The 24965-nt window shown below is 43.0% G+C and carries 19 protein-coding genes; 8 read left to right on the top strand and 11 right to left on the bottom strand.

Features of this window, described 5'->3' with window-relative positions; all coding sequences use genetic code 11:
* Positions 1-43: 43 nt before the first annotated feature.
* The 7 genes from NXR94_RS14725 to NXR94_RS14695 all read right to left on the bottom strand — a co-directional run bounded on the left by NXR94_RS14725 (position 44) and on the right by NXR94_RS14695 (position 11264).
* On the bottom strand, positions 44-2443 hold the full coding sequence (locus NXR94_RS14725; RefSeq protein WP_258105423.1) for an FtsX-like permease family protein: 2400 nt from the start codon (positions 2441-2443) through the stop codon (positions 44-46).
* Between the two features lie 171 nt (positions 2444-2614).
* On the bottom strand, positions 2615-4966 hold the full coding sequence (locus NXR94_RS14720; RefSeq protein ID WP_258105422.1) for an alpha-amylase family glycosyl hydrolase: 2352 nt from the start codon (positions 4964-4966) through the stop codon (positions 2615-2617).
* A 277-nt stretch (positions 4967-5243) separates the two neighbouring features.
* Complete coding sequence (locus NXR94_RS14715) at positions 5244-7598, bottom strand: T9SS type A sorting domain-containing protein (protein ID WP_258105421.1); 2355 nt, start codon at positions 7596-7598, stop codon at positions 5244-5246.
* 135 nt (positions 7599-7733) lie between these two features.
* Positions 7734-9245, bottom strand: a complete 1512-nt coding sequence (locus NXR94_RS14710) for a helix-turn-helix domain-containing protein (RefSeq protein WP_258105420.1) — start codon at positions 9243-9245, stop codon at positions 7734-7736.
* A gap of 247 nt (positions 9246-9492) precedes the next feature.
* Complete coding sequence (locus tag NXR94_RS14705) at positions 9493-10110, bottom strand: class I SAM-dependent methyltransferase (protein WP_258105419.1); 618 nt, start codon at positions 10108-10110, stop codon at positions 9493-9495.
* A 77-nt stretch (positions 10111-10187) separates the two neighbouring features.
* A complete protein-coding gene (locus tag NXR94_RS14700) occupies positions 10188-10640 on the bottom strand; it encodes a hypothetical protein (RefSeq protein ID WP_258105418.1) in 453 nt (150 codons plus the stop codon).
* A 57-nt stretch (positions 10641-10697) separates the two neighbouring features.
* Positions 10698-11264: a Crp/Fnr family transcriptional regulator gene (locus NXR94_RS14695; RefSeq protein WP_258105417.1), complete on the bottom strand. Its 567-nt coding sequence runs from the start codon at positions 11262-11264 to the stop codon at positions 10698-10700.
* A gap of 194 nt (positions 11265-11458) precedes the next feature.
* Between NXR94_RS14695 and NXR94_RS14690 the strand changes: the two genes are divergently transcribed.
* The 8 genes from NXR94_RS14690 to NXR94_RS14655 all read left to right on the top strand — a co-directional run bounded on the left by NXR94_RS14690 (position 11459) and on the right by NXR94_RS14655 (position 19251).
* Positions 11459-12034 carry a TetR/AcrR family transcriptional regulator gene (locus tag NXR94_RS14690; protein WP_258105416.1) on the top strand — a complete coding sequence of 192 codons (576 nt, stop codon included), beginning with the start codon at positions 11459-11461 and terminating at the stop codon, positions 12032-12034.
* A gap of 12 nt (positions 12035-12046) precedes the next feature.
* Positions 12047-12790 (top strand): outer membrane lipoprotein-sorting protein, encoded by a 744-nt coding sequence (locus tag NXR94_RS14685; RefSeq protein ID WP_258105415.1) that lies wholly within the window; start codon positions 12047-12049, stop codon positions 12788-12790.
* A 19-nt stretch (positions 12791-12809) separates the two neighbouring features.
* On the top strand, positions 12810-14030 hold the full coding sequence (locus tag NXR94_RS14680) for an FtsX-like permease family protein (protein ID WP_258105414.1): 1221 nt from the start codon (positions 12810-12812) through the stop codon (positions 14028-14030).
* An 11-nt stretch (positions 14031-14041) separates the two neighbouring features.
* On the top strand, positions 14042-15256 hold the full coding sequence (locus NXR94_RS14675; protein WP_258105413.1) for an ABC transporter permease: 1215 nt from the start codon (positions 14042-14044) through the stop codon (positions 15254-15256).
* A 17-nt stretch (positions 15257-15273) separates the two neighbouring features.
* Positions 15274-15957, top strand: coding sequence for an ABC transporter ATP-binding protein (locus NXR94_RS14670; RefSeq protein WP_258105412.1), 684 nt, complete (start codon positions 15274-15276; stop codon positions 15955-15957).
* A complete protein-coding gene (locus NXR94_RS14665) occupies positions 15954-17105 on the top strand; it encodes a hypothetical protein (protein ID WP_258105411.1) in 1152 nt (383 codons plus the stop codon). Before NXR94_RS14670 ends, NXR94_RS14665 begins: the two co-directional genes overlap by 4 nt.
* A 97-nt stretch (positions 17106-17202) precedes the next feature.
* Positions 17203-17778: a hypothetical protein gene (locus NXR94_RS14660; RefSeq protein WP_258105410.1), complete on the top strand. Its 576-nt coding sequence runs from the start codon at positions 17203-17205 to the stop codon at positions 17776-17778.
* Positions 17779-19251 carry a flotillin family protein gene (locus NXR94_RS14655; RefSeq protein WP_258105409.1) on the top strand — a complete coding sequence of 491 codons (1473 nt, stop codon included), beginning with the start codon at positions 17779-17781 and terminating at the stop codon, positions 19249-19251. It abuts the gene before it with no gap.
* A gap of 617 nt (positions 19252-19868) precedes the next feature.
* On the opposite strand, the gene dnaK is transcribed toward NXR94_RS14655, so the two are convergent.
* The 4 genes from dnaK to NXR94_RS14635 form a co-directional block, all read right to left on the bottom strand.
* Complete coding sequence (gene dnaK, locus NXR94_RS14650) at positions 19869-21800, bottom strand: molecular chaperone DnaK (protein ID WP_258105408.1); 1932 nt, start codon at positions 21798-21800, stop codon at positions 19869-19871.
* A 728-nt stretch (positions 21801-22528) separates the two neighbouring features.
* The gene (locus tag NXR94_RS14645) at positions 22529-23593 is read right to left on the bottom strand and encodes a branched-chain amino acid aminotransferase (RefSeq protein ID WP_258105407.1); all 1065 of its coding nucleotides are present in this window, start codon (positions 23591-23593) and stop codon (positions 22529-22531) included.
* A gap of 11 nt (positions 23594-23604) precedes the next feature.
* Positions 23605-24168 carry a cob(I)yrinic acid a,c-diamide adenosyltransferase gene (locus NXR94_RS14640; protein WP_308706274.1) on the bottom strand — a complete coding sequence of 188 codons (564 nt, stop codon included), beginning with the start codon at positions 24166-24168 and terminating at the stop codon, positions 23605-23607.
* A 6-nt stretch (positions 24169-24174) separates the two neighbouring features.
* Complete coding sequence (locus NXR94_RS14635) at positions 24175-24882, bottom strand: ABC transporter ATP-binding protein (RefSeq protein WP_308706273.1); 708 nt, start codon at positions 24880-24882, stop codon at positions 24175-24177.
* Between the last annotated feature and the right edge of the window lie 83 nt (positions 24883-24965).

The following is a 24965-nucleotide window of genomic DNA, read 5'->3' as shown; positions in this document are numbered from 1 at the left end:
ATCTAAAAGTAGTTTAACCCTTTTGAAGTTCCTATGATCCCTGTTATTCATATCTTAAAGAATGTGCAGGGTTAACCTGGGCGGATCTGATGGTTCTCAAGCTGGCGATTGACAAGGATACAACAATGATCGTAATGGCTGGAATGCTGAATGTCAGAGCATCCATGGATTTATAATAGCTGAAAATAGAGGCTATCATTGAATCAATCAGATAGTAACCAAGTCCAACACCTAAACAGCTGGAAATAGCCAGTAGAATAAAATATTCTTTGTTGATGAGGTAAATAATATGCCCCAAACTACCTCCCAGCACTTTTCGGACGCCAATCTCTTTTATCCTTTTGATCAGGTTAATAGAAACCAGTGTAAACAATCCCAGACACGACAAAATAAAGGCAACAGTCCCCAGGAAACTGAAGATCATAATAATATTGCCGTTTACTTCTCTGGCTTCTCTTAACAAGTCATCCTGAAAAAAGCCAGCAAACACTTTGTTTGGAACGTTGGCATTCCAGTCTTTCTCTAAATAATCATACACCTCTCTGACATTATCTAAATCCGTGCGAGCAATCATGTAGCTGTAAGTTCCATCATCTTCAAATTTCAGACTTTTGAGGCGCATGCCCACTGGTTCTATTGGTGCCCAAAAACCATACATATAGAAGTTTTTCACCACGCCAACCACAGTTAATTTGGTGGTGTCATTAATGGCAATTCTTTTTCCAACAGGGTTAGTCCAACCAAATGCCTCTGCCATTTTTTCATTAATCAGCATCGAATGCTGGCTATCTGTGGCTTCCAGTTCTTTTGAAAATGATCGCCCATCAACGATCTTAAGTCCCATTGTTTCAATGTAATCGTTGCCAACATCCAGCATATTCACTTCCAATTCAGTGTCTTCGCTGTTAACAGTTAGACCGTAATCGCCTCTTCCAATATGGTTTTTTGCGCTGGAAATCTGTAAAATATTGGGATTGGATTGCATGGCAGCTCTGGCTTTATGATACTGGTTTTCGTTTAGTATGCTCACCCCAATAATTTGCTGCCTGTTGTACCCCATGTCCAGCGTATTCTGATACCTGGCATTTTGTATAAAAGCAATGCTTGCGAATATGGCAATGACAGTAAAGGTGTATTGCAGCCCTAGAAGGATCTTGGTAAGTCTTCCGGCTCCGCCAATGCTCAAACTTCCTCTGAGAATACGTACCGGCTCATATTTGCTGATGTAAAGAGCAGGGTATAAACCTGCTAATAATGTGGTAATAATGAGCATTACTATAAGAAAAAGATAGATTTGAAAATCTTCGGTAAAACTGAGTTCGAAGTCCATCTCTTCCCACATGGCACTGTATGCTGGCACCAAATAATGTGCAATAGCCACTGACATTAAAACCGCCAGGAAGCACACGGTAAGGTTTTCGGCCATGAACTGCAATATCAATTGTCTCCTGCTTCCGCCCATGACCTTTCTTATACCGATCTCCTTTAACCTCCTGTTGGAAGTGGCGATGGCCGTATTGGTGAAATTAAAACAAGCTACCAGAAGGATTAGAATAGCCATGATTTGAGGAGTGAGGATCGCTGCTTTCGGCATGGCGTTTTGAAGGTTGTCCCATCGGATATCCCGGGAAATGTGCGCATGGTTATTCATCGGGGAAAGCTTGTACTTTGCTATCAGGAAGTCAGGTCTGGCCTCATTTTGGACCGATAGGTACTTATCTAATAATGGCTCAACATCTTTCGCCTTTGCTGGATCCTTAAAATAAAGGAAGGTATTCTGAGCCAGGGCTGCCCAATTGCCTTTGACCTGATCGTCGTACATCCGAAAGCGGTTCTCAAATGACAATAAAACCTCAAAATGGACTGATGTATTTTGTGGAGCTCTTTGGACTACTCCCCCAATGACGAAGTTGAAGCTCATGCCCGTATCATCAAATACGGTCAGTACCTTTCCAACAGGGCTTTCATCACCATAAAACTTACGGGCATAGTCCCGGGTAACAACTGCTTGTTCTAGTTTATGGTAAGCCGAGGGGTCTCCTTCTATCAATGGAAATGTGAAAGATTCTAAAAAACCAGGATCAGCATAGGAAACACTTGTATGAAAAACCTTGTCGAGGGTTACGTCTCTTGCTGTAAAGGCATGGCTTTCAAACCTGAAAACTTTGTCGATGCCGGCAATATCATTTTTGATGGCATCAGCCATGGGCATGGGTATACGCCCATATTCTCTTAACTCCCCCTGGCTTTCTCTAAGGTTGTGAATTTTGTAAATGTGATCGACGTTCACATGATGTTTATCAAAATCCCAGTTGAATTTTGAATTGAGGTAAGCAACGATACAGCAGGCCAATGCAAGTCCAAGTCCAACAATATTGATAGCTACAAAGACCTTGCTCTTAAGAAGGTTTCTCAGTGCAACCTTTAAATAGTTTTTGATCATGAGCGGTTTAGGTTTGGCTTGATAATAAGACGCTTTTGTGGGTCTTTAGGTTATAAAGACTAGAGATTTCGTTCATAGTTGCACCTAGGGGACCGCATTAATTGCATGTCGAGAACAAAAAAAATCCCCCACGAAAAGGTGGGGGATCATTTTGCTGGTTGAACCGAGCTTTTACCTCACCAGAAGAGGTAATGTTTTAGTCACGCCTTCGAATTGAACTTTTGTGATGTAGTATCCTGCCGTCATGTCTTCAATGTTTAATTTGATTTCCTGACGCCCGGCGCTCATTTCCCTCGATTCAGAAAAATGAAGTTTTCCCTGAATATCAAAGATTTTCACATTGACAACATTGGCCCCTGGTAGTTCAAGGTTCATGGTGAACTGACCTTCAGAGACTGGATTAGGGTAAAGATTAGAGATCCCAAATGCAGAGATTTCTGCATTGCTACTTTGTGAGAGATCGACGGGGGAGCCTAAACGAGCACCACTTCCGCTGCTATATTCTACATATTCGTTTGCTTTCACATAAACAGCATAACCCCTTGCAGGAGCTTCTACCCAAACCCGACCATCTGCGTATACCTGAGCAGTATCAGTATTGTCAAATGCATTGACCAGAATGGTGCTACTCCAGTCATCCCAACCAGCAGGTGAGCTATCTACCCAAAGCCCTTTGGTTTGGCTGTCGTGATTGTTGATCACCACAATGGCACCACTTTTAGCCTTAATTCCATTTAATCCATTTTCGTCCCTTCTTGCAACATAGACGTTATAAGCGTCGGCTGAAGGATAGGGGTTTCCTACCTCGCTAAGAACAGATAGCGTACCCCCGAGATAAGTGTTTCTGGCGAAAATTAGCTTTTTGATGTCCTCGTCAAGGTCCGGATCCGGTGTCACGGTATATGAACTGTTATGGCTATCGATCATTATATCGCCGAAGAAATGGTTGTAAAAAACACAAGGCTTTCCTTCATGAGTCAGGAGATAGGCGTATCCCATTTTCCAGTCTTTGGTTACCCACTTGTCATGTTCTTTACCAGTGTCGTGATTTTCCAGCCAGGTAACCACTGACGTGCCCGGTAGGCCGTTGCCCTGATCATTTCTAACCATTCCTGCGTGGTTGAGTGACCTCATGTCAAAGGAGCCATCACCATTACACATCGAAGTCAATGAAAACTTTAAAGGGAAATCGAATCCGTCTACATCTGCTCCGTAACCGGCCACATTGTTAACCCATTCCTTAATTCGGTAGTCAGGACCCCAGTACTCTCCAACAATGAACCTTTGTTTACCTTTCTTTAGTGGGAGGTTGCCTACCCAATCAGCGACATACTGTTCTTGAAAACCTCTTACAAAATCTAGTCGATAACCATCAAAGCCAATTTCATTGGTGAGCCATTCACCCCAGTCCTTATACCTGTCGGTTACTGTAGTATTAAAAGTGTTTAGGTCATTTCCAAAGAATTTGGTGTTGGTGATTATTTCATCCGTTCCTGCATAACCTAGCCAGTCATTATCGTCAGCCGGGTGAAAATGTGTGTAATCCCAGGTATAGTTTGGTTCTCCGATACCCGTATGAGTTACGTAGTTGACCCCCGTGTTCGTGTGTGCTTCAAGTTGTGTGGTAAGTGCTATGTTGGTTCCGTTAAACCAAATGGCTTTAGGATAATAACCGTTAGTCTGGTCAGCCCAGGCCCACTCCCATGGGTTAGTGTTTTCCCTTCTTGCGGTTAATTTGATTTTCACATTTGTGGTCGAAGTGACGGTCACCTTATATTCGTCAATGTCTCCAACTTCAATGTGTCCTCTGACGGTATTTCCAGAAGCAGGAAATACATTGAAATTGCCACTTCCATTGTTGGGTTCGGCTTCCCAGGAATAGTTGCCATTAAATCCGGAGTCGCTGTAATCAATTTCAAGATCGTAGCCACGTTCGGTTTTGGTGGTGCTAGCAAGGTGATATCCGGCTATCTGAATATAGTAGTCACCTGGGGTCGCATTGTTAATTTCCCAGATGATTTCATTAGTTGGGTAAGGTGAGAATTGCTGTCCGTTTCTAAAGGCCTCATCAAAGACATATTGTTTCACAGCAGGGTTGGATTCATCTTCGCTGCTTCCTGTGTAAATATGATTGAGCACAATGTCAGCATAGACATCAATGCCATTGTTATGCATTGCTGTCATCATAGCTTCTAACTCGGCTCTAGAGCCAAATCGTGTTTCAGTCGTTCCCTTTTGATTGTAATTACCCAGATCGTAGTGGTCAAATATTCCATAGCCCATGTCCCAGATTCCAAAGTTGCCTTTAGCGGGAGAAGGGATCCAGATTCCGGTGATCCCGGCATCGTCAAGTGTGGTTGCTTTGCTGTTGAGATTGTCCCACCAGGTGCCGTTGAGGTTTTGATCATCCACGGGTACATCCCAATAGAACGCCTGCATCATGACATCATCCTGTGCGTATCCCTTTTGGATAGCACTGAATAAGATTAGAGCAAGCACTAAGACAGATAGATGTTTTTTCATTTTGCTTGTGTTTAGAGTTACGTTGTTTCTGTTTGCCTTCAAAAGGCGACATCGAAACTCTTACAAGCCACTCTAAAAAACGTCCTAATTTTAAAAATCAGACAAACTACACGCGTTTATTGAGTGTGTTATTGATGAATATTCAATTCAAGAGGCCTATATTTTTATTTATGAGGAGGGTAAAACGGTGATCAATTTTACGAGATGATCAAATGGTACAAAAAATCCCCTGCCTTAAATAATAAGACAGGGGATAACTGCTGGCTTAAAAAGTGTTTTATCTAATTAGTAGCGGAAGAGTTTCTTGTTGGGTGCCATGCTCGACTTTCGTGATATAATATCCCGGTGATAATTCTTCCACATTCAGACTTACATCCTGATTTCCTGCTTCAATCGTATATGATTCAGAAAAGCGAAGTTTACCCTGAACATCATAGATTTTAATATTGAGTAGGCGGGATGTAGGGGTCTTTAGGTTTAGTATTAAACTTCCATGACCCAGAGGGTTGGGGTATAGCCTTGCCATAGCAGATTCGTCAAGGTTTAATATTGAATTTTCCTGCTCATCAATATTCCCTAACTGGACCTTTGAGCTGTCCATGGCGTAGTTTACAAATTCACTTTCCTTAACATAGACCGCATATCCTCTGGCCGGTGCTTCGATCCATACGCGGCCATCTGACATAACCTCGGTGGTATCTGTCATATCAAATGCATTAATCAATTTTGTGTTACTCCAATCTCCCCATCCCTCAGGTGAGCTATCTACCCAAAGGCCTTTGGTCTCGCTGTCATGGTTGCTGATTACGATGATCGCCCCACTTTTGAGCGCTTCTCCTTCCAATCCATTACCATCTCTTCTGGCTACATATACATTATATGCATCCTCAGCAGGGTAGGGGTTTCCAATCTCACTCAAAACTGTTAGGGAGCCACCGAGATATGTTTTTCTTGCAAAGATGAGCTTCTCAATATCATCACGTAAACTAATGGCTGGATATATTTTATAATAATTATCATGACTGTCCATCATTTGATCCCCAAAAAAATGGTTGTAGAATACGCATGGTCTTCCTTCGTGAGTAAGGATATAAGCGTACCCTAACTTCCAGTCTTTGGTCACCCATTTGTCATGCTCTTTACCTGTGTCATGGTTTTCCAACCAAGTTACAACTGAAGATCCGGGAAGACTGTTACCTTGATCATTTCGGACCATACCAGCATGGTTAAGCCATCTCATGTCATAACTGCTTCCATCGCCATTGCACAAATCATTGAGTGACCACTTGAGCGGAAAGTCAAACCCATTTACATTGGCTCCTCCACCTGCAACATTGTTAACCCACTCTTTTATCCTATAATCCGGGCCCCAGTATTCTCCCACAATGAATCGCTGCACATCATTTTCCAATGGAAGATTTTTCACCCAATCTGCTACATATTGCGACTGGATACCCCTCACAAAATCAAGTCGATATCCATCAAAACCGATTTCATTAGTAAGCCATACGCCCCAGTCCTGAAATCTTGTAGCTACGGTTGAGCTAAAGGTATTGATGTCATTACCGAAAAACTTGGTGTTAGTTACGATTTCATCCGTGCCGATGTATCCCAGGTAGTCATTGTCATCAACAGGGTGAAAGTCGTTGTAGGTCCAGGAGTAATTTGGCTCTCCGGTGCCGGTGTGAGTTACGTAGTTAACACCAGTGTTTGTGTGGGCCTCCAACTGTGCTGTTATGGCAATGTTTGATCCTTCATGCCAAATGGCCATGGGATAATACCCGTTAGTTTGATCAGCCCATGCCCACTCGTAGGGATCGGCAATTTCTTTTCTGGCCGTTAGTTTTATTTTAATATCGGTGGTTGACGATACGGAGACCTTGTATTCATCAATGTCTCCCACTTCTATGAAGCCGCGAATGGTATTTCCCGATGCTGGAAAAGTATTATGATCCCCATTCCCATTATTAGGTTCTGATTCTGATGAATAGGAGCCGTTGAATCCTGATCCGGTGTAATCTATTTCAACGTCATAAGCGCGATCTTCTTTATTGGTGCTACCCAGATGGTATCCCGCAATTTGAATATAATAGTCACCTGCTGTGGCATTTTTTACCACCCAAATAATCTCATTGGTTGGGTAAGGGGAGTATTGTTGAGCATTGCGATAAGCCTCGTCAAAAACGTATTGTTTCACCGCCGGATTCGATTCATCTTCACTGTCTCCGGTATACATATGATTCAGTACAATGTCAGCATAAACATCGATGCCCTTATCGTGCATGGTGGATAACATTGATTCGAGCTCAGCGCGAGATCCAAACCTGGTCTCCACGGTGCCTTTTTGATCATAATTACCCAGATCATAGTGGTCAAAAATGCCGTATCCCATGTCCCATATTCCGAAATTACCTTTAGCAGGAGAGGGCACCCAGATGCCGGTGATCCCTGCACTATCCAGGGCAGCTGCTTTGCCACTAAGGTTATCCCACCAGGTACCGTTTTTGTTCTGATCATCTACTGGTACATCCCAGTAAAATGCCTGCATCATGACATCATCCTGAGCCATGCAATATTGGGTGGCCAGGACCTGGGTCATGACAAGCAAGCTGAAATAATATGCTCTTGTCATTAGCTTTAGTTTAATTGAATTGGATATGAAACGCAGACTCGAAAGTCCTAAACGGGGTGTGAAAAAACGTCCTATTTTTTAATATAGGACGAATTAAAGTCGCTGAAAAGGACTCTTGTTGGAAAAGAAAAATGGTCATTTCCTGATTCTTTCCTTGAAGTAATCGCGCGGACTTTCGTTAGTGTATTTCTTAAAGGCCAGGTTAAAGGTGGATTTTGAATTGAAGCCAACCTCATGGGCCAGAGCAAGAAATGTGAATCTTTCTAACTGCCCCTCCTCAGCGAGTTTGATGAACGCCATGATTCTGTAGCTATTGATATAGTCTCTGAAATTCTTACCGTAATAGTCATTGATCATTTTGGAAAGTACGTGCGGCTTGGTGTCGAGGAGTTGAGATAATTCAGCTTTGCTTAATTCCGGATTTTTGAATGCCTGCTCTTCAATCATTAGCTTTTCAAGCTCTTCCTTTAGCTCGAGGGCTATCGGCGCTGATGGTGCAGGGGCTTCACTCAGGATTTCAGGGAACCGCCACAAATAGTACATTTCCACAATGACAAGAGCCGATAGTATTACAAAGATCGGATCATAGTCTTCCATCATTAGTTCAGGGATTTGAAATGCAAATCCACAAAAACCTCCAAAAAGGAGGATTGCTACAAGTAGGTTTAGGTTAAAGAACCATTTGGTGAATTGATTTGTGACTTTTCGATTAGGATTGATATCGAAAATGGTTTTATACGAAAGCCATAAGCAAATAGCCGTGTTGATGGCCGCCGCAGAGCAAATTCCGACGTAGCCATGGTTAAGGCCTCTCCAGTGCGAATTCATAAAATTGACCAGCTCCAAGTTCTTAATTTCCATTACCGTCAACACGATCATGCCAAAAGCAGGCAGAATTAACCAGCTCATTTTGACCTTAAATGGATTTTTTCTGAATCCCAGAAGAAATGAGTAAACCAATGGCCCCCACAAAAACAGAGTAACCTGAAGGATCATTTCCACATGGTTAATCCAAATGGCGTTTGCCACCTGGAGGACGACGGCGGCACTGAAAACGGTCACCATGAAGCCGTTAAAAATGGTAAAGACCTTCATGCGCACCGGATCTTTTTTATTGGTTCTGTAGATTAAAAACAGCAGAATGGAAGCAAGAAACGCTACGGATGAATAATAAAATGCAATCAGGCTTATAGGTTGAGCTCCACCTAAATCCTGCCAGTTGTCAATAGTTGTATACACTACCGGTGACTCCTCGGTCACGACTAGTTTTCGGTTAGGCATGTATTGATTGGATGGGCTTGACTCAACTTTCACCCAACTGCCTCTGGTAAACTTATATTCTATTTCTGTGTACGCAGGTTTATCGAAGCGAAAGGCTAGTTTCCCATCCAGTTGCTTTCGTAGTATATACTCGGGGTCATTTGTTCTCCAGTTGTTAAAATTCCCGGTTAGGAAAATAGTATCTGAAGGTGGTGTTGCATTTGGAATTGACTCAACCACAATGGTTACCTGACCAAAACAAGTCTGGGTGATGACAATGAAAATCGTAATCATGAAAAGACGTAACCCAATCTCAATGAGGTTTCGGCACCAGAGATACTTCTGGTAGTTGGATGCTGGATTGGGGTTGGTGGGGTGTAAATGCACTTTTCTTACTTAAAAGAGAGTGGACTAATGTTTTAGGAGCGGGAAATCAATTCTCAATTTAATGGAGTGAGGACAAAATAGATGAATGGGAAAAGCCATTTCTCTGAGATGTTAACGAATTGTAACCGCCTGACGAACGGTTGACAATATGAAAAAGGAGTCAAAATCGCGCTTAATCTGCGACAGCGAAAGCTCCAATATCCATCGAGCTGAACGATCCAGCCACTGTGTTCGGGTAGGTATCGAACTAATTGACTGTGGCGCTCCCCCAGTAATTAAAGCAGGCGGGCTTCCATCCGGGAATGTACATGGTGTCCAAATGGTTGATTTTAAATCCATTCGCTTTGATTATCTCCGGTATATCCCTGTTCAGGTTACAACCTCCGCCAAGCCTCTTCCATACAGGGTTGATAAGATTTTGCCATTTTTCAACTGCTTTGTCCGGAGCCTTGCCGTGTTCACAAAATATCAGCGTACCATTCGGTTTCATTACTCTCTTGAGCTCCTCGAAGGTGGCGGCCAAGTTCGGGATGGAACAAAGACTATAAGTGACTACAGCAGAGTCAATAGAATGGTTATCAATGGGAGTATGCTCTGCATAAGCCTTAATAAAATGAAATTCAAATGGAAGTGAGTGAGCATCGACCTCATTTTCTCGCCATATTTCCTCGGCTGGATCTACGCCAATGAGACTTTTGACTTTTTCTTGGTCATAAAAGGGGAGATTGAGTCCTGAACCAATTCCAATTTCAAGAACATTTCCGTAGGCGAGTGGGACCACTTTTTCCCTTTGCTTCATGTTGGGCCTTTGCTGGCAGGTCCAGTCTATGACTTTCGGCAATATGTATTTGTCATATAGCCCCATGACATTTTTCGATGATCAGAAGGTCAAAAAGAGGCATACAGATTCGTCTGTATCATTTACTAATTTACTTGATTTAGCTAACTTCTGACTGCCGAAAAGTATACCCAGGCTATGAACAATAACTGTAAGGGTATCCTGAACCATAGGTAGGTGAGCCCGGGCCCCGTGAGTTCCCCTGTTTGGTAATTAACTCCGTCTATTGCAGCTTTTACATTTGCTGGAAGAATAAGAATAAAAAACATGATGAGTAACCAGCCGGTATAGCCCGTGAAATTTGGAAGCAGCAGGCCAATAGCGAAAAGCAGTTCCGCGATTCCGGTAGCGAATACCAATTCGGTTTTATAAGGCAGAAAATCGGGAATCATGGCGGCCATTCCGTCGGTAAAAGCAAAGTGTCCAATAGCCGTGAATACAAGCATACAAGCCATAGCAATTCTGCCTGCAAGCGCAGCATTGAACTGTCCTGAAGAAAGTTTAATGACCCCAAGAGCAAGCAGAAAAACGATAATGAGTAGAATGAACGGTTTCATAGCGGAGTTTTTTGTTCAAAATTCCACTTATGTACGCTAAACCGCAATGAACCTGGGTTAACTAATTCGTTTCCTGATCCTGCTCAAAGCCTGTGGGGTGACTCCAATATAGGAGGCTATATACTTGAGCGGAACCTTCTTCAGCAATTCGGGTCTCTCAGTAAATAGATTTAGATAGCGCTCTTCGGCTGTATTATTTAATAATGAAAGCTCTCTTTTAGATTTTATCAGAAACTGCTCTTCGCTTGCCTCCCTTCCGATCAGGTTTCCGATTTCGCTTTCCACATAAACGGTCTGTAAATCGTCATAAGTTATTCTCCATAGTATGGTATCTGTAATAGCTTGCACGGCATATTTTGAGGGAGATTGGGTGATGAAAGAGTCGTAACCGCTCATGAAGGAACCCTCAAAAACAAACCCAAAAGTGAGATCGTTATCGAGCTTTGGAATATAAAGTCGTACAATACCACTTTCTACGAACGAAAGGTAATTTTCTGTTTGTCCTTCATTCAGAATGGGCTCGTGTTTTGAGAATTTTTGTTGAATCAATTTAGACGAGAATATTCCCCAATCCTTCTCGGATATATCAAAGCGTTCTTTATAGTAGGCGTGTATTTGTTCCAAAGGCTAATCGATCGTCTGTACTTCTTTTAAATCTTGCTTAGGCTACTACATTTTAGCTTTTTCTAGCAAAAGCCAAAGTAATGTTTTCCTGCTAATAATAAATAGCACTTACGAAATAAGGCATTACTCCTGTTTGGTATTTTATAATGCGCAATCATTGCAACTTTTTAATTGACTAACCGTTCAGTCATAAAATGAGTCCAAGGTCTAAACAACAGTTTGAAGAGTTAAGAGAGGCATCTATCAGGAAAATTCTGGATGCTTCACTTGAGCTATTCGGTACTACAGGATATGAAAACACTTCTATCGCCCAAATAGCGAAAGTTGCAGGTGTTTCGAAAGGGTTGATCTATAACTACTTTGAGAGCAAGGAAGCAGTACTAAAGGTGCTCATTGAGGATCTCACGGCGATTGGTGATCAGATGATGGCCGACTTGTTTGATGAAGACCCTAAGCAGACCCTTAAGAATATCTTTCGGATGATCTTTCGATGGCTGAGAGATCATGAAAAAATGAACAGACTCATATTTGGCATGACTCTTCATGTTGATCGATTCGATTTTGTGCACGAGTTGGCAACAACCAAGATGAAAGGATACGTGGAACTCCTTGAGCAACTGTTGCAGCAAATTGGCATGGAGGATTATAAAACGGAGGCCAGGATTTTGTCGACGATTTTTGATGGTATTGGTGTTCAATACCTGGTTATCAAGGAAGATTATCCACTAGACGAAATAGAAGAAATGCTGATCAAAAAATACTGTGCTTAAATAGTAAAGGCCATGAAACGAATATTGATTTTATCCCTGTTTTTTATTGTTGGTCAGCTCGTCTTTGCTCAGTCGGCCAGTGAGATTATAGAAAGAGCCAATCAAAAAATGCAAGGGGAGACTAATCGGGCAGAGATGGTCATGAAGATTATCCGCCCGGATTGGTCACGAGAAATCCAAATGAAGAGCTGGACGAAGGGGACGGAATACAGCCTGGTGTTGATCACGGCTCCGGTTCGGGATCAGGGATCGGCTTTTTTAAAGAGGGAAACAGAGCTATGGAATTGGCAGCCGACCATTAACCGGGTGATCAAAATGCCGCCATCGATGATGATGCAGTCCTGGATGGGGTCAGATTTTACCAATGATGATCTGGTCAAGCAATCTTCGATTGTAGAAGATTACGACCATGAAATGCTTGGGGACACAATTATTGGAATGAGGGAAGCATGGAAAATTGAATTGATACCGAAGCCCGATGCGGCAGTGGTTTGGGGCCGATTGGAGGTATACATTGATAAAAAGGATTATCTCGAGCTACTAATAAAATACTATGATGAAGACGAGTACCTGATAAACACCATGATCATGTCTGATATCAGGGAGATGGGTGGGCGTGTTATCCCAACAAAGATGGAGGTCATACCCGCTGAGAACCCGGACCAACGAACAGTGATTACTTATAAGGATATGGAATTTGATCAGCCAATGGATGATTCCTTCTTTTCCTTACAAAATATGAAACGAGTACGGTGAATCATTTAACTCTTCAGTGATGTACATCATACTGGCATGGCGAAATATTTGGCGAAACAAACGCAGAAGTTATATAACCATTGGTTCTATTGCTTTTGCGGTGTTATTGGCCTGTTTCATGCGTTCGATGCAGCTAGGTTCATATGAGCGTATGATAGAAAATGCGGCCAGATTTTATACCGGGTACGTGCAGGTGCATCAGAAGGGATACTGGGATGAAAAGACGATCGACAACAGTTTTTCTTTTGACAGCGGCCTTATTGATAGCATTTCCCGAACACCGGGGGTTCAGGAAGTGGTGCCAAGGGTAGAGTCTTTTGCACTGGCTTCTTTTGAGCAAAAAACGAAGGGTTGCCTGGTGTTAGGTATCGACCCCGAACTGGAAAACAGGTTGACACAATACGGCGAGAAACTGGTTGAAGGTGCAGGTATCACTCCTGAGGATAAGTCGATTTTGATATCGGAAGGTCTTGCCAACTATTTGAAAGTAAGCAAAGGAGACTCGGTGGTACTGATGGGGCAGGGGTATCATGGAGCCACTGCTGTGGGGATATATCCGGTGAACGGCATCATCAAGTTTCGTTCACCTGCACAAAATAATCAGACCATTTACTTACCTCTCAGGGAGGCACAGTGGCTCTATGCTGCACAAAATCGATTGACCACGCTTGCCTTGGTGATTGATAAGGCTAAGCATGTTGATCGTGTCGTCTCTCAAATTTCGGAGAAGATTGATCCGGAGACCATGGAGGTAATGGGATGGAAAATGTTGATGCCTGACCTGGTTCAGGGAATCGAAATAGATAATATCAGTGGCAAATTGATGACATGGATACTTTATACGGTCATCGGTTTTGGAATGTTCGGCACGTTTCTGATGATGACCGCGGAGCGTATGTATGAATTTGGTGTGTTGATTTCTGTTGGGATGAAGCGCATACAGTTGCAAGTCATCATATTTTTAGAGATGGCCATGATGTCGGCCATCGGAGTGGGGATTGGGGTATTGATCACCCTTCCTTTTCTCATCTACTATCATTATCACCCCATTTATTTCTCGGGAGAATCAGCGGAAGCCATTGAGAAATTTGGGTTTGAGGCAGCCTATTTCTTTTCACTGCAGCCTTCCATTTTTTATAGTCAGGCCTGGGTGATACTGATTCTGGCGATGATCCTTGGGTTGTATCCTTTGATTGTATTGCAGCGACTGAAGCCGGTTAAAGCCATGCGAGAGGCATAAATACTAATAAGATGTTGTTCATAATAGCCTGGAGAAATATTTGGAGAAATAAGGGCCGTAGCCTGGTGGTTATGGGATCCATCGTGGTCGGGATCTGGGCATTGATTTTTGCCACCGGTGCCATGAATGCCTTTATGGTAGGGTATATGGCCGATATTATCAATCATGATGTTTCCAATCTGCAGGTGCATCATCCAGATTTTAAAACGGATAGAGATGTGCAATTCACCATTCCGAATGGAGAACAAAAAGCCGATGAGCTGAGACACTGGGAGGGAGTGAAAGCAACGACCACCCGTACATTGGTAAATGGAATGATCGCCTCTCCCCGGAAAGCATCAGGAGTTCAGATCCGTGGTGTGGATGTGGCTAACGAGACAAGGGTGACCGCTGTGGATTCCCTGATCACCGAGGGGAGTTTTTTTCAGAATGTTCGCCGTAACCCGATTGTCCTTGGAAATCAACTGGCGGAGGAACTGAGAGTGTCCGAACGATCCAAAGTGGTGCTTACTTTCAATGATGCCAACGGAAACATTACCTCAGCAGCTTTTCGTGTGGATGGCATTGTAAAAAGTTCCTCGGTTAACATCAGCAAACAGTATGCATTTGTGAAGCAAGAGGATCTGACCAGATTACTGGGATTGGGTGGGCTGGTTCATGAACTAGCCATACTGACAGAACCACATTTTGATGAAAAAATAGTGGTGGACGAGTATCAATCAAAGTATCCCGACGATTTGATTGAAACCTGGAGGGAGATCTCTCCTGAGATGGATATGATGCAGGAAATGTATGGTAGTATGCTATACGTTTTGATGGTCATTATCATGCTTGCATTGGTCTTTGGAATCATCAATACGATGCTGATGGCCGTATTGGAACGCACAAGGGAATTGGGAATGCTAATGGCGGTGGGGATGTCCAAGGTGCGTGTATATTCCCTGGTGTTATTGGAAACCATTTTCCTTGGAATATTGGGAGCTCCTATAGGTTTAGGCCTCGGGTATCTAACCATTCGTTATTTCTCCGAGACCGGGGTCGATCTTTCTCAATACTCAGAAGGACTAGAGTCATTTGGGTACAGTTCTATCCTATATCCCTACATAGAATCCGGTACCTATTTTCAAATTGTTATTGCCGTATTGATAACGGCTTTTGTTGGAGCCGTCTACCCGGCCTGGAAGGCAGTTAGGCTGAAGCCGGTTGAAGCATTACATATGATTTAGTATCTAATTTTTTGATCATGAGCATCATCAAAGCAGAAAACATCACGAAAATTTATAATCACACTGTAGTTCCCGTACATGCGCTGAATGGCGTAACTCTGGAAATTGATAGGGGTGAATTTACGGCCATCGTGGGGCCTTCCGGGTGCGGTAAAACCACATTACTGAATATTCTTGGGGGACTGGACCACCCCACTTCGGGTAGCGTTGAATTGGCGAATACGGACATCACATCCCTCAATGATGGCCAGTTGATTGACTTTCGGTTGAAGAACATAGGTTTTGTCTTTCAGGCCTACAACCTCATTCCGGTACTGACGACTATGGAAAATGTAGAGTTCATTATGCTACTTCAAAAAAGGACTAAAAAGGACCGTGAGGCCCGGGCAATGGAATTGCTAAGCCAAATGGGAATAGCCGAAAAGGCTAATCAACGACCTTCTCAGCTTTCCGGAGGTCAGCAACAACGTGTGGCGGTTGCTCGTGCCTTGGCATCAAAACCTCAATTCATATTGGCTGATGAACCAACCGCCAATTTGGATTCGAAGTCTACGAGTTCCCTTCTGGATATCATGGCGGACATGAACCGGGAAGAAGGTGCCACTTTTGTTTTTTCCACGCATGACCAGCGTGTGATTGAAAAAGCCAGGCGGGTTATTACGTTGGAAGATGGACGAGTAGTGAAGGATGAGCGAAAATGAGGTATTATCTACTCGTTACGTGCTTCTTATTTCTTTTATCTCTTAGAGGGTATGCGCAGTCTGAAGACGAAAAAAAATGGCTCTTAAAAGGATACCTGAAGGATATGTCCACTTTCAATTTTGTTGATAGTGATTCCACCCTCATTGACAATCTCATTCATCACAGGTTAAATGTGGCCTGGTATCCCAATGAACATCTCACCGGTAAAATAGAATTCCGAACCAGGGTCTTTCATGGAGATGTGGTGGGCCTTATTCCGGATTATGGACGTTTCATTGACGTGAATGATGACTACTTTGATCTGTCATGGATGTCTGTCAATAACAACCGGGTGGTCATTCACACCATGATCGACCGCCTTTATTTACAGTGGAACAAGAATGATTGGGAGGTTACCGCCGGCCGTCAACGTATCAATTGGGGAGTGAACCTGGCCTGGAACCCTAACGATCTATTCAATACCTATTCATTTTATGACTTTGACTATGAAGAGCGCCCGGGAAGTGACGCTTTGAGGATTAAGAAATACACGGGTTTTGCTTCAGAGGTAGACTTTGCAATCAAGGTCGCTGACAGTTTTGAGGAACTCACAGCAGCCGGTCGTTATCAGTTCAATAAATGGAATTATGATATTCAGTTTCTGGGTGGTGTCATGCAAAACCATCTGGCCCTGGGTTCTGGATGGGCCGGGAATCTTGGAAACGCCGGGTTCAAAGGGGAGCTTACCTACCTAAATCAATTTAACTCTAATGAACAGGGCTGGTTGGTATCCACCACCTTGGACTACCTGTTTTCAAATTCACTTTATTTCAATGGTGCGGTATTGTATTCCTCTTTCGGACAGAAGAAATCCGATCTATTTGTTGTGGATACGAGGTCTAACCTCGATATTAAATCGCTTTCTCCCTATCGCATGTCCACCTTTGTGCAGGCTTCCTATCCCGTGCATCCGCTGGTAAATCTGGGCCTTTCGAATATTTTCTTTCCTTCGGACGCATCCGTTTTTATCAATCCTTACGTTACTTACTCAGTTCTGCAAAACCTGGACCTCGATCTTATTAGTCAACTTTACTTTGGTGAGAACCTCAACGGTGATTATCATGCTGTTTCCAAGGTTGTTTATTTCAGGGTTAAGTGGAGTTATTGAATTAGTTCCGTTTAAAGGAAGATTTTGCAACTAACGTCAATGACTTTAAGGAAAAAAGAAATATTTTAACGCAACATTTAACCCAAACCGATCCTATATGTCCGAATGGTGGAGTTCATTAACAAACCTTCAACAAATTTATTGGGGCTTTGCTATTCCATTTAGCCTCATTTTCCTGATCCAAATGATTATGACTTTCGTGGCTGGAGACCTGGATGCCGAGGGTCCGGTTGATACGGATATTGAGGCTGATCATGGAGCGGGTTTTCAGTTTTTTACCCTCAAAAACTTTGTTGGCTTCTTTACGCTTTTTGCATGGACGGGGTTGGCATGCCTGGAGTCAGGTTTTTCAGAATTCAGTTCACTCATGTGGGCCTTTTTTGCAGGGTTGGGTATGATGGTGTTGATGGCAGCTATTTTTTATTATTTCAGTCAATTAAGTGATTCTGGGACCTTGTCAATCAATAACGCAATTGGTGGCGTTGGACAGGTGTACCTCCCCATAAAAGCATCTCGTGAAAATATCGGTAAGGTTCAGATCAAAGTTCAGGGATCGCTCCGTGAGTTGGAAGCCATCTCCGATGACGAACAAGACCTTCAAACCGGAACGGTCGTATCTGTAATCGATGTAATTAATAACAATACTCTCGTAGTTACTAAATCTAAAAAGTAAATGGCAGGACTATTTATCCTCATTGTTGCAGCAGTTGTCATATTTGTTTTCATACTGCTGATAGGACTCTTTCGTCGTTATAAAAGATGTCCTTCTGATCGTATTCTGGTTGTATATGGAAAGGTGGGCAAAGGTGCGGATGACCTAGGAAGATCTGCCAAGTGTATTCATGGAGGGGCGGCTTTTATTTGGCCGATCATTCAGGATTATGAATTTTTGGACTTAACCCCAATATCTATTGAGGTGATGCTGACGAATGCCTTGAGTAGACAAAATATCCGTGTGGATGTGCCATCAAGGTTTACTGTTGGTATCTCTACAGAAGAAGGTGTGATGACCAATGCAGCAGAGCGTTTGCTTGGACTTTCGCAGGAGAGTATTCATGACCTGGCTAAGGATATCATCTTCGGTCAATTGCGTTTGGTTGTAGCCACTATGGATATTGAGGAGATTAATAGTAATCGGGATAAGTTCCTGGCGAATGTCGCGTCAAATGTGGAAGCCGAACTCAAGAAGATTGGTTTGAAACTGATCAACGTGAACGTTACGGATATTAAAGATGAGTCAGGATATATTGAGGCACTTGGAAAAGAAGCAGCAGCAAAGGCGATCAACGATGCTCGTAAAAGCGTAGCAGAGAAAGAAAGGGATGGATCAATTGGTGAGGCCAATGCTCATCAGGACCAAAGAGTGAAAGTGGCATCAGCGGACGCCATGGCGGTGGAAGGAGAAAATACGGCCAAAATTAAAATCGCACAATCCGATGCGGCGAGAAGAGAGAAGGAGGCTGAGGCGCAAAAAATAGCGATCGCTGCTGAAAAGGTACAATCTGCGAAGGCATTGGAGGAGGCCTATGCAGCGGAACAAGAGGCGGAAAGAGCCAGAGCAGAGAGAGATCAGGCAAGTCAGACCGCTGATATAGTCGTTCCGGCGAGGATTGATAAGGAGAAAGTAGAGATTGCTGCTGAGGCGGAAGCGGAAATGATCAGACGCCGGGCACGAGGTGAGGCCGATGCGATTCTATTTAAAAAGGAAGCAGAGGCGAAGGGTATTTATGAAGTTTTGACGAAGCAGGCGGAAGGGTTTAAACAGCTGGTTGCAGCCGCAGGAAATAACTCGAGGGATGCCGTGCTATTGATTGTTGCGGATAAACTGGATGAACTGGTTAGACTGCAAACAGAAGCGATCAAAAACATTAAAATCGATAAAATCACTGTTTGGGAGAGTGGTAATGGAACCAATGACAAGTCTTCCACTGCCAACTTCATCTCCGGACTTTATAAGTCAGTGCCGCCGCTTCAGGAAATGTTTGGAATGGCGGGGATGGAGTTGCCGGAATACCTGAAAGGTAAGTCTCCGGATGAAATCAAAGCCATGGCTGCAGAGGTCAAAGAGGCTCAAGAGGTGGTAGCGCCACCTAAGGAAGAAAAACCTAAACCTCCTAAACCGAAGGAGAGTGGGGATAAGAAATAATGAAAGGGGCGAGAGCCCCTTTTTTATTGAGATAATTTAAAAAATTTTCTTGAGCTTCCTTCCGCAGGCTACGGAGCAACTTTCTGTTCATTTTTGGCTTGACCCAAAAAGAACCAAAAAAATCGAGGCTGTGAGAAAATTGGCTAAAATTTCCTTCGCTCCGCTGAAAATTCATAAACTCCCTTTGGTCAGACAGTATGAATTTTCGACGCTCTGCTCGGAACTTTCTTAACGCATTTTCTCAAGGCCGCTTATACCTTTTAAACCAAAAGGCGTGATGTTCTTTGATCGACTTATCTCGTCGTGCGATTAGCTGATTTATTAACACAAATAATAAGAATACAAGAAGGAGTATCTCCATACAATCAACCCGCTGATAATGAGTGTTTTATGATAAAAAATCATAATTTTTTCATATTTTATAATAAAGGCGAATAATCGATATATCAATCTGTCATGAACCTCAAGGCCTGCCTTTCTCACAACAAAAAACCCTCTATCAACGATAGAGGGTTTGTGATTTATAACATTGGTTTACTTCGAGAATTTACCCACCGAGGTGGGACGATCCGGTTTTGACCTATGTATGGTCTGAAGTATTCGTGTCGCGTTGCGACTTACTTCTTCTCGTCGTTAACCTCTTCGAATTCTACATCTGATACATCAGAGTCAGAACCGCCAGCAGCATCTCCTCCTCCTTCTGCATCGGTAGATTGAGCTTTCTCAGCGCCTTCAGCAGCCTGTTGTGCTGCGTAGATTTCCTGAGAAGCAGCTTGCCATGCGTTGTTCAAAGCTTCCATTCCTGCATCGATACCTTCAGCATCCTGAGCAGCATGTGCTTCTTTCAACTTGGTCAATGCCCCTTCGATAGCCGTTTTATTACCATCAGAAAGTTTATCACCATAGTCTTTCAACTGCTTTTCAGTTTGGAAGATCAATGAATCAGCCTGATTCACTTTCTCTACCTTTTCTTTTGCCGCTTTATCAGAGTCAGCGTTGGCTTGCGCCTCTTGCTTCATTTTTTCGATTTCCTCATCTGACAATCCGGAAGAAGCTTCAATTCTGATTTTCTGCTCTTTACCAGTTCCTTTGTCTTTAGCTGATACATGAAGGATACCATTCGCATCAATATCAAAAGTCACTTCTACCTGAGGTACTCCTCTAGGTGCCGGTGGAATTCCATCCAGGTGGAACCTTCCGATTGATCTGTTGTCTTTTGCCATCGGACGCTCTCCCTGTAGGACGTGAATCTCTACAGAAGGCTGGTTATCAGCGGCAGTTGAAAATGTCTCAGATTTTTTACTAGGGATTGTCGTATTCGACTCAATCAATTTGGTGAATACACCACCTAGTGTTTCAATACCCAGAGAAAGTGGAGTCACATCTAGAAGAAGTACATCTTTTACTTCACCCGTTAGTACACCTCCTTGGATAGCTGCTCCGATTGCAACCACCTCATCCGGGTTAACTCCCTTTGAAGGCTTCTTACCGAAGAATTTCTCAACTTCTTCCTGGATCTTAGGAATACGAGTTGAACCACCCACAAGAATCACTTCGTCGATTTCTGAAGCAGAAAGTCCGGCATCAGCCAAGGCTTTTTTACAAGGCTCCATAGATCTTCTGATCAGGTCATCACTTAGTTGTTCAAACTTGCTTCTGCTCAGGCTTCGTACAAGGTGCTTTGGCACTCCGTCTACCGGCATGATGTATGGCAAGTTGATCTCCGTAGATGAAGAAGAAGACAACTCGATTTTAGCTTTCTCCGCAGCTTCTTTTAGTCTTTGAAGGGCCATTGGATCTTTTCTTAGATCAATTCCTTCATCGCTTTTAAATTCTTCTGCCAACCAGTTCATGATTACAGAGTCGAAGTCATCACCACCAAGGTGAACATCTCCGTTGGTAGATTTTACTTCAAATACGCCATCACCAAGCTCTAGTATTGAAATATCGAATGTACCACCACCAAGGTCATACACCGCGATTTTCATGTCAGCATTTTTCTTATCCAAACCGTAAGCCAGTGCTGCAGCAGTAGGCTCGTTGATAATTCTTTTTACATCAAGTCCTGCGATTTGACCAGCTTCTTTGGTTGCTTGACGCTCAGCATCGTTAAAGTATGCCGGAACGGTGATCACAGCTTCTGCTACTTCCTGACCCAAGAAGTCTTCTGCGGTTGACTTCATTTTTTGAAGGATCATTGCAGAAATTTCCTGTGGTGTATAATTTCTGTCACCGATTTTAACTCTTACCACGTCATTGCTGCCAGACTCCAGTCCGTATGAAACGTTTTTTCTTTCTTCTGCAACCTCACCAAATTTCTTACCCATGAAACGCTTCACTGAGCTAATGGTGTTTTGTGGGTTAGTGATCGCCTGACGCTTAGCCGGGTCACCAACTTTTCTTTCGCCGTTACCATTGTCCAGGAACGCGACGATAGATGGTGTGGTTCTTCGCCCTTCGCTGTTTTGAATCACTACAGGCTCGTTACCCTCCATTACCGCCACGCAGGAGTTGGTGGTACCTAGGTCTATGCCGATAATTTTTCCCATGTCCGTTTATTTATTATTAAGATTTTCTAAAATTCAAATTCAATTCCAATTGATCAATGGTTGTGCCAACCGCGTTTTGATTGGTTTATGTCAGACAGATTGTGACACATTGTCAGAATTTATTACTTAAATGCTGCTCCAATGCGTCCAATTGTCTATACCTGAAGGCAGGTTTAGGTGCTGACAAATCAGTATTGTCATTTCCACTTTAGGAGGCGGATGGCTAGTGGAATCTTACTTTAAACTATCGGTTTATCGAAAGAGGAAGATCCCTCATTTTTGGATAAACCAATAAAGTTGCGGGGCGATTGTGCTTTTTTAATAGAGACATTCTGAGATGAGAATTCCCTCCTTTTCTCTCACCACGGAGATGGCCGAGAGAACAGAGACGGTGGTGACTAAAGTCTTATTGGAGAATTACAGCCTTCTTTCTCTGAATGAAAAGTGGTTTTATCTAATAAAGGAGAATCGAGATTTACCAAAAAATAGTCCTTTGCGCCCTTAGTGTTCTCGGCGGTAAAAAGGCTGATTGTGCTTTTTCAAGTTACACTAAAGGTTTCCAGATTGATTCCTCATTCTTCGGGGTGACAAATAAAGCGTAAAATATAATATAACTGAATTGTTATTTGGATAACAAAAAATCCCACCCGATCAATCAGGTGGGATTCGATTATTAACGGTCACATTTCAACCAGCCGATTCATGGCAGCTCAATGTGACATTGCTTCCTAAATTTTATAAACCCATCCGTGTTTATCTTCAATTTCTCCGGTCTTGATCTTGTTGAGGGTGTCAAGAAATCCGTTAGAATATTTTCTGGTCTCGATAGCAGGTAGCTCGTAATCAATACCATCATTGCTGATCGTTTGAATTTGCGCCACTGTCGCAGCAGTACCCGCACCAAATGCCTCCTGAAGTGTACCTTTTTCAATGGCAGCCACGACTTCCTTCACGCTCACAGGCCTTTCTTCTACCTCCATGCCCATATCTTTGGCAAGGGTAAGAATACTATCTCTGGTGATCCCATGAAGAATAGTGTCTCCCGCAGGAGCTGTCACCAGAGTGTCATCAATTACAAACATCAGATTCATGGTGCCTGATTCCTCAACATACTCATGCGTTTTAGAGTCCGTCCAGATCAATTGGTCATAACCCTGTTTTGCCGCATCGACAGCAGGCTTCAATGCCGCAGCATAATTTCCACCTGTCTTGGCAAAACCAGTACCACCTTCAGCAGCACGGGTATAATGTTTTTCAATCTTCACCTTTACAGGCTTAGAGTAGTAAGCACCTACTGGGCCTGTAATAATGATAAATGAATACGTGTCAGACGGGCGAATGCCAACGTAAGGATCCATCGCAATTTCGAACGGACGAATGTACAAGGAGGTGTTCGGCTCACCTGGCACCCACGAAGAATCCAGTTTCAGAAGCTCAGTCATAGCTTGCATGAATAGCTCTTCCGGAACGGCCGGCATGCACATACGTTCCGCACTTTTGATCAAACGCTTTGCATTTGCTTCAGGTCGGAAAACAAGTATTTCATCATTTTTTCCTCTGTAGGCTTTCAGTCCTTCAAAAATGGTTGAAGAGTAGTGCAGTGTGGTGTTGGCCGGGCTGATACTCAGGTTGCCATAAGGAACAATCCTTAGATCACCCCATTCGCCATTGGCGTAGTCTGCAATAAACATGTGGTCGGAATAGACTTTCCCAAAAACAGGATTAGTCAGATCCGTACTCTCCAATTTGGAATTGGTTGTCTTCTTGATTTTAATTTCCATTGTCTCAGTCATACCACTAAATTTTAATCGTCGAGCTGTGGCTTCCACGGAACTTCAGCGATTTGTAATATCTGACTCATTTTTCTTGACATCACAAAAAAATAATCCGAAAGTCGGTTAATGAACGGAATGATATGTTCATCAACGGGCTCCTCGGAATGGAGTTGGGTAATGCTGCGTTCCGCCCTGCGACATACAGTACGACAAACATGACACAAAGATACAACTTGGTGACCTCCCGGAAGTATAAAATTCTTTAATTCAGGCAGTTCAGTAGTGTATTTGTCAATCCAAACTTCTAGTTGTTTAATATGTGTTTCCCCAATTTGAGGTAATTCAAATCCCGAAAAGCCATTTTCAGAAGCCAAAATGGAGCCGATGGAAAACAAATGCTCCTGGATCCAATAAAACTGCTGTTTGATTTTGGCTTCCACCTCGGGTTGATCTTTGAGTAGTCCGATAAATGAATTGAGCTCATCGATATTGCCATATGACTCAATTCTTATACTCGATTTGGCCACTTTTTTTCCTCCGAGTAAAGATGTCTGGCCTTTATCGCCGGTTTTGGTATAAATCTTAATGGACATAGAGGGTTAAACAGGTACAGCCTGTCTGATGTTTTCGTTTTTTATATCGGACTCTATTAATCCGTCTTTGAGTCTGATAATGCGATGAGCATATTCTGCAATATCTTCTTCATGCGTAACCATGATGATCGTGTTGCCTCTATTATGAAGTTCTGCGAAAAGATCCATAATACTGTAGGAGGTCTTGGAGTCCAGGTTTCCGGTAGGTTCGTCCGCAAGGATAATACTTGGATTATTAACCAAAGCCCTGGCGATAGCCACACGCTGTCTTTGTCCCCCGGAGAGCTCATTGGGTTTATGGTCTGCACGGTTTTCCAAATCCACATTAGCTAAGGCCTTTCGAGCCATTTCGTCACGTTCTTCTTTGTCGTATCCTGCATAAATGAGCGGTAATGCCACATTTTCCAATGAAGTTGACTTTGGCAGCAGGTTAAAGGTTTGAAAGACGAATCCTATTTCCTTATTTCTGATTTCGGCCAGTTCATCATCACTCAGATCACTGACATCGTGTCCATTGAGGATGTATTCTCCCGAAGATGGCGTGTCCAGACAACCTACAATATTCATAAGGGTGGATTTGCCGGAACCGGATGGTCCCATGAAGGCAACATATTCCCCTTTTTTGATTTGTATTGAAATAGATTCCAGAGCATGAATGGTCTCACTACCCATTTCATACATTTTGGAAATGCTTTTGGTATCAATAATGTTCATTGCGTGATAAAGCTACTAAGAATTATATTTTTCAGTTATAAAGAAAAGTACGACGAATGATTAGTTTTGAATATCTCAGATAG

This window comes from Marinoscillum sp. MHG1-6 (genome assembly GCF_024714475.1).
GTDB lineage: Bacteria > Bacteroidota > Bacteroidia > Cytophagales > Cyclobacteriaceae > JAMZMI01.
The sequence above is the reverse complement of the archived record's forward strand: the minus strand, read 5'-3'. Positions and strand labels throughout refer to the sequence as shown.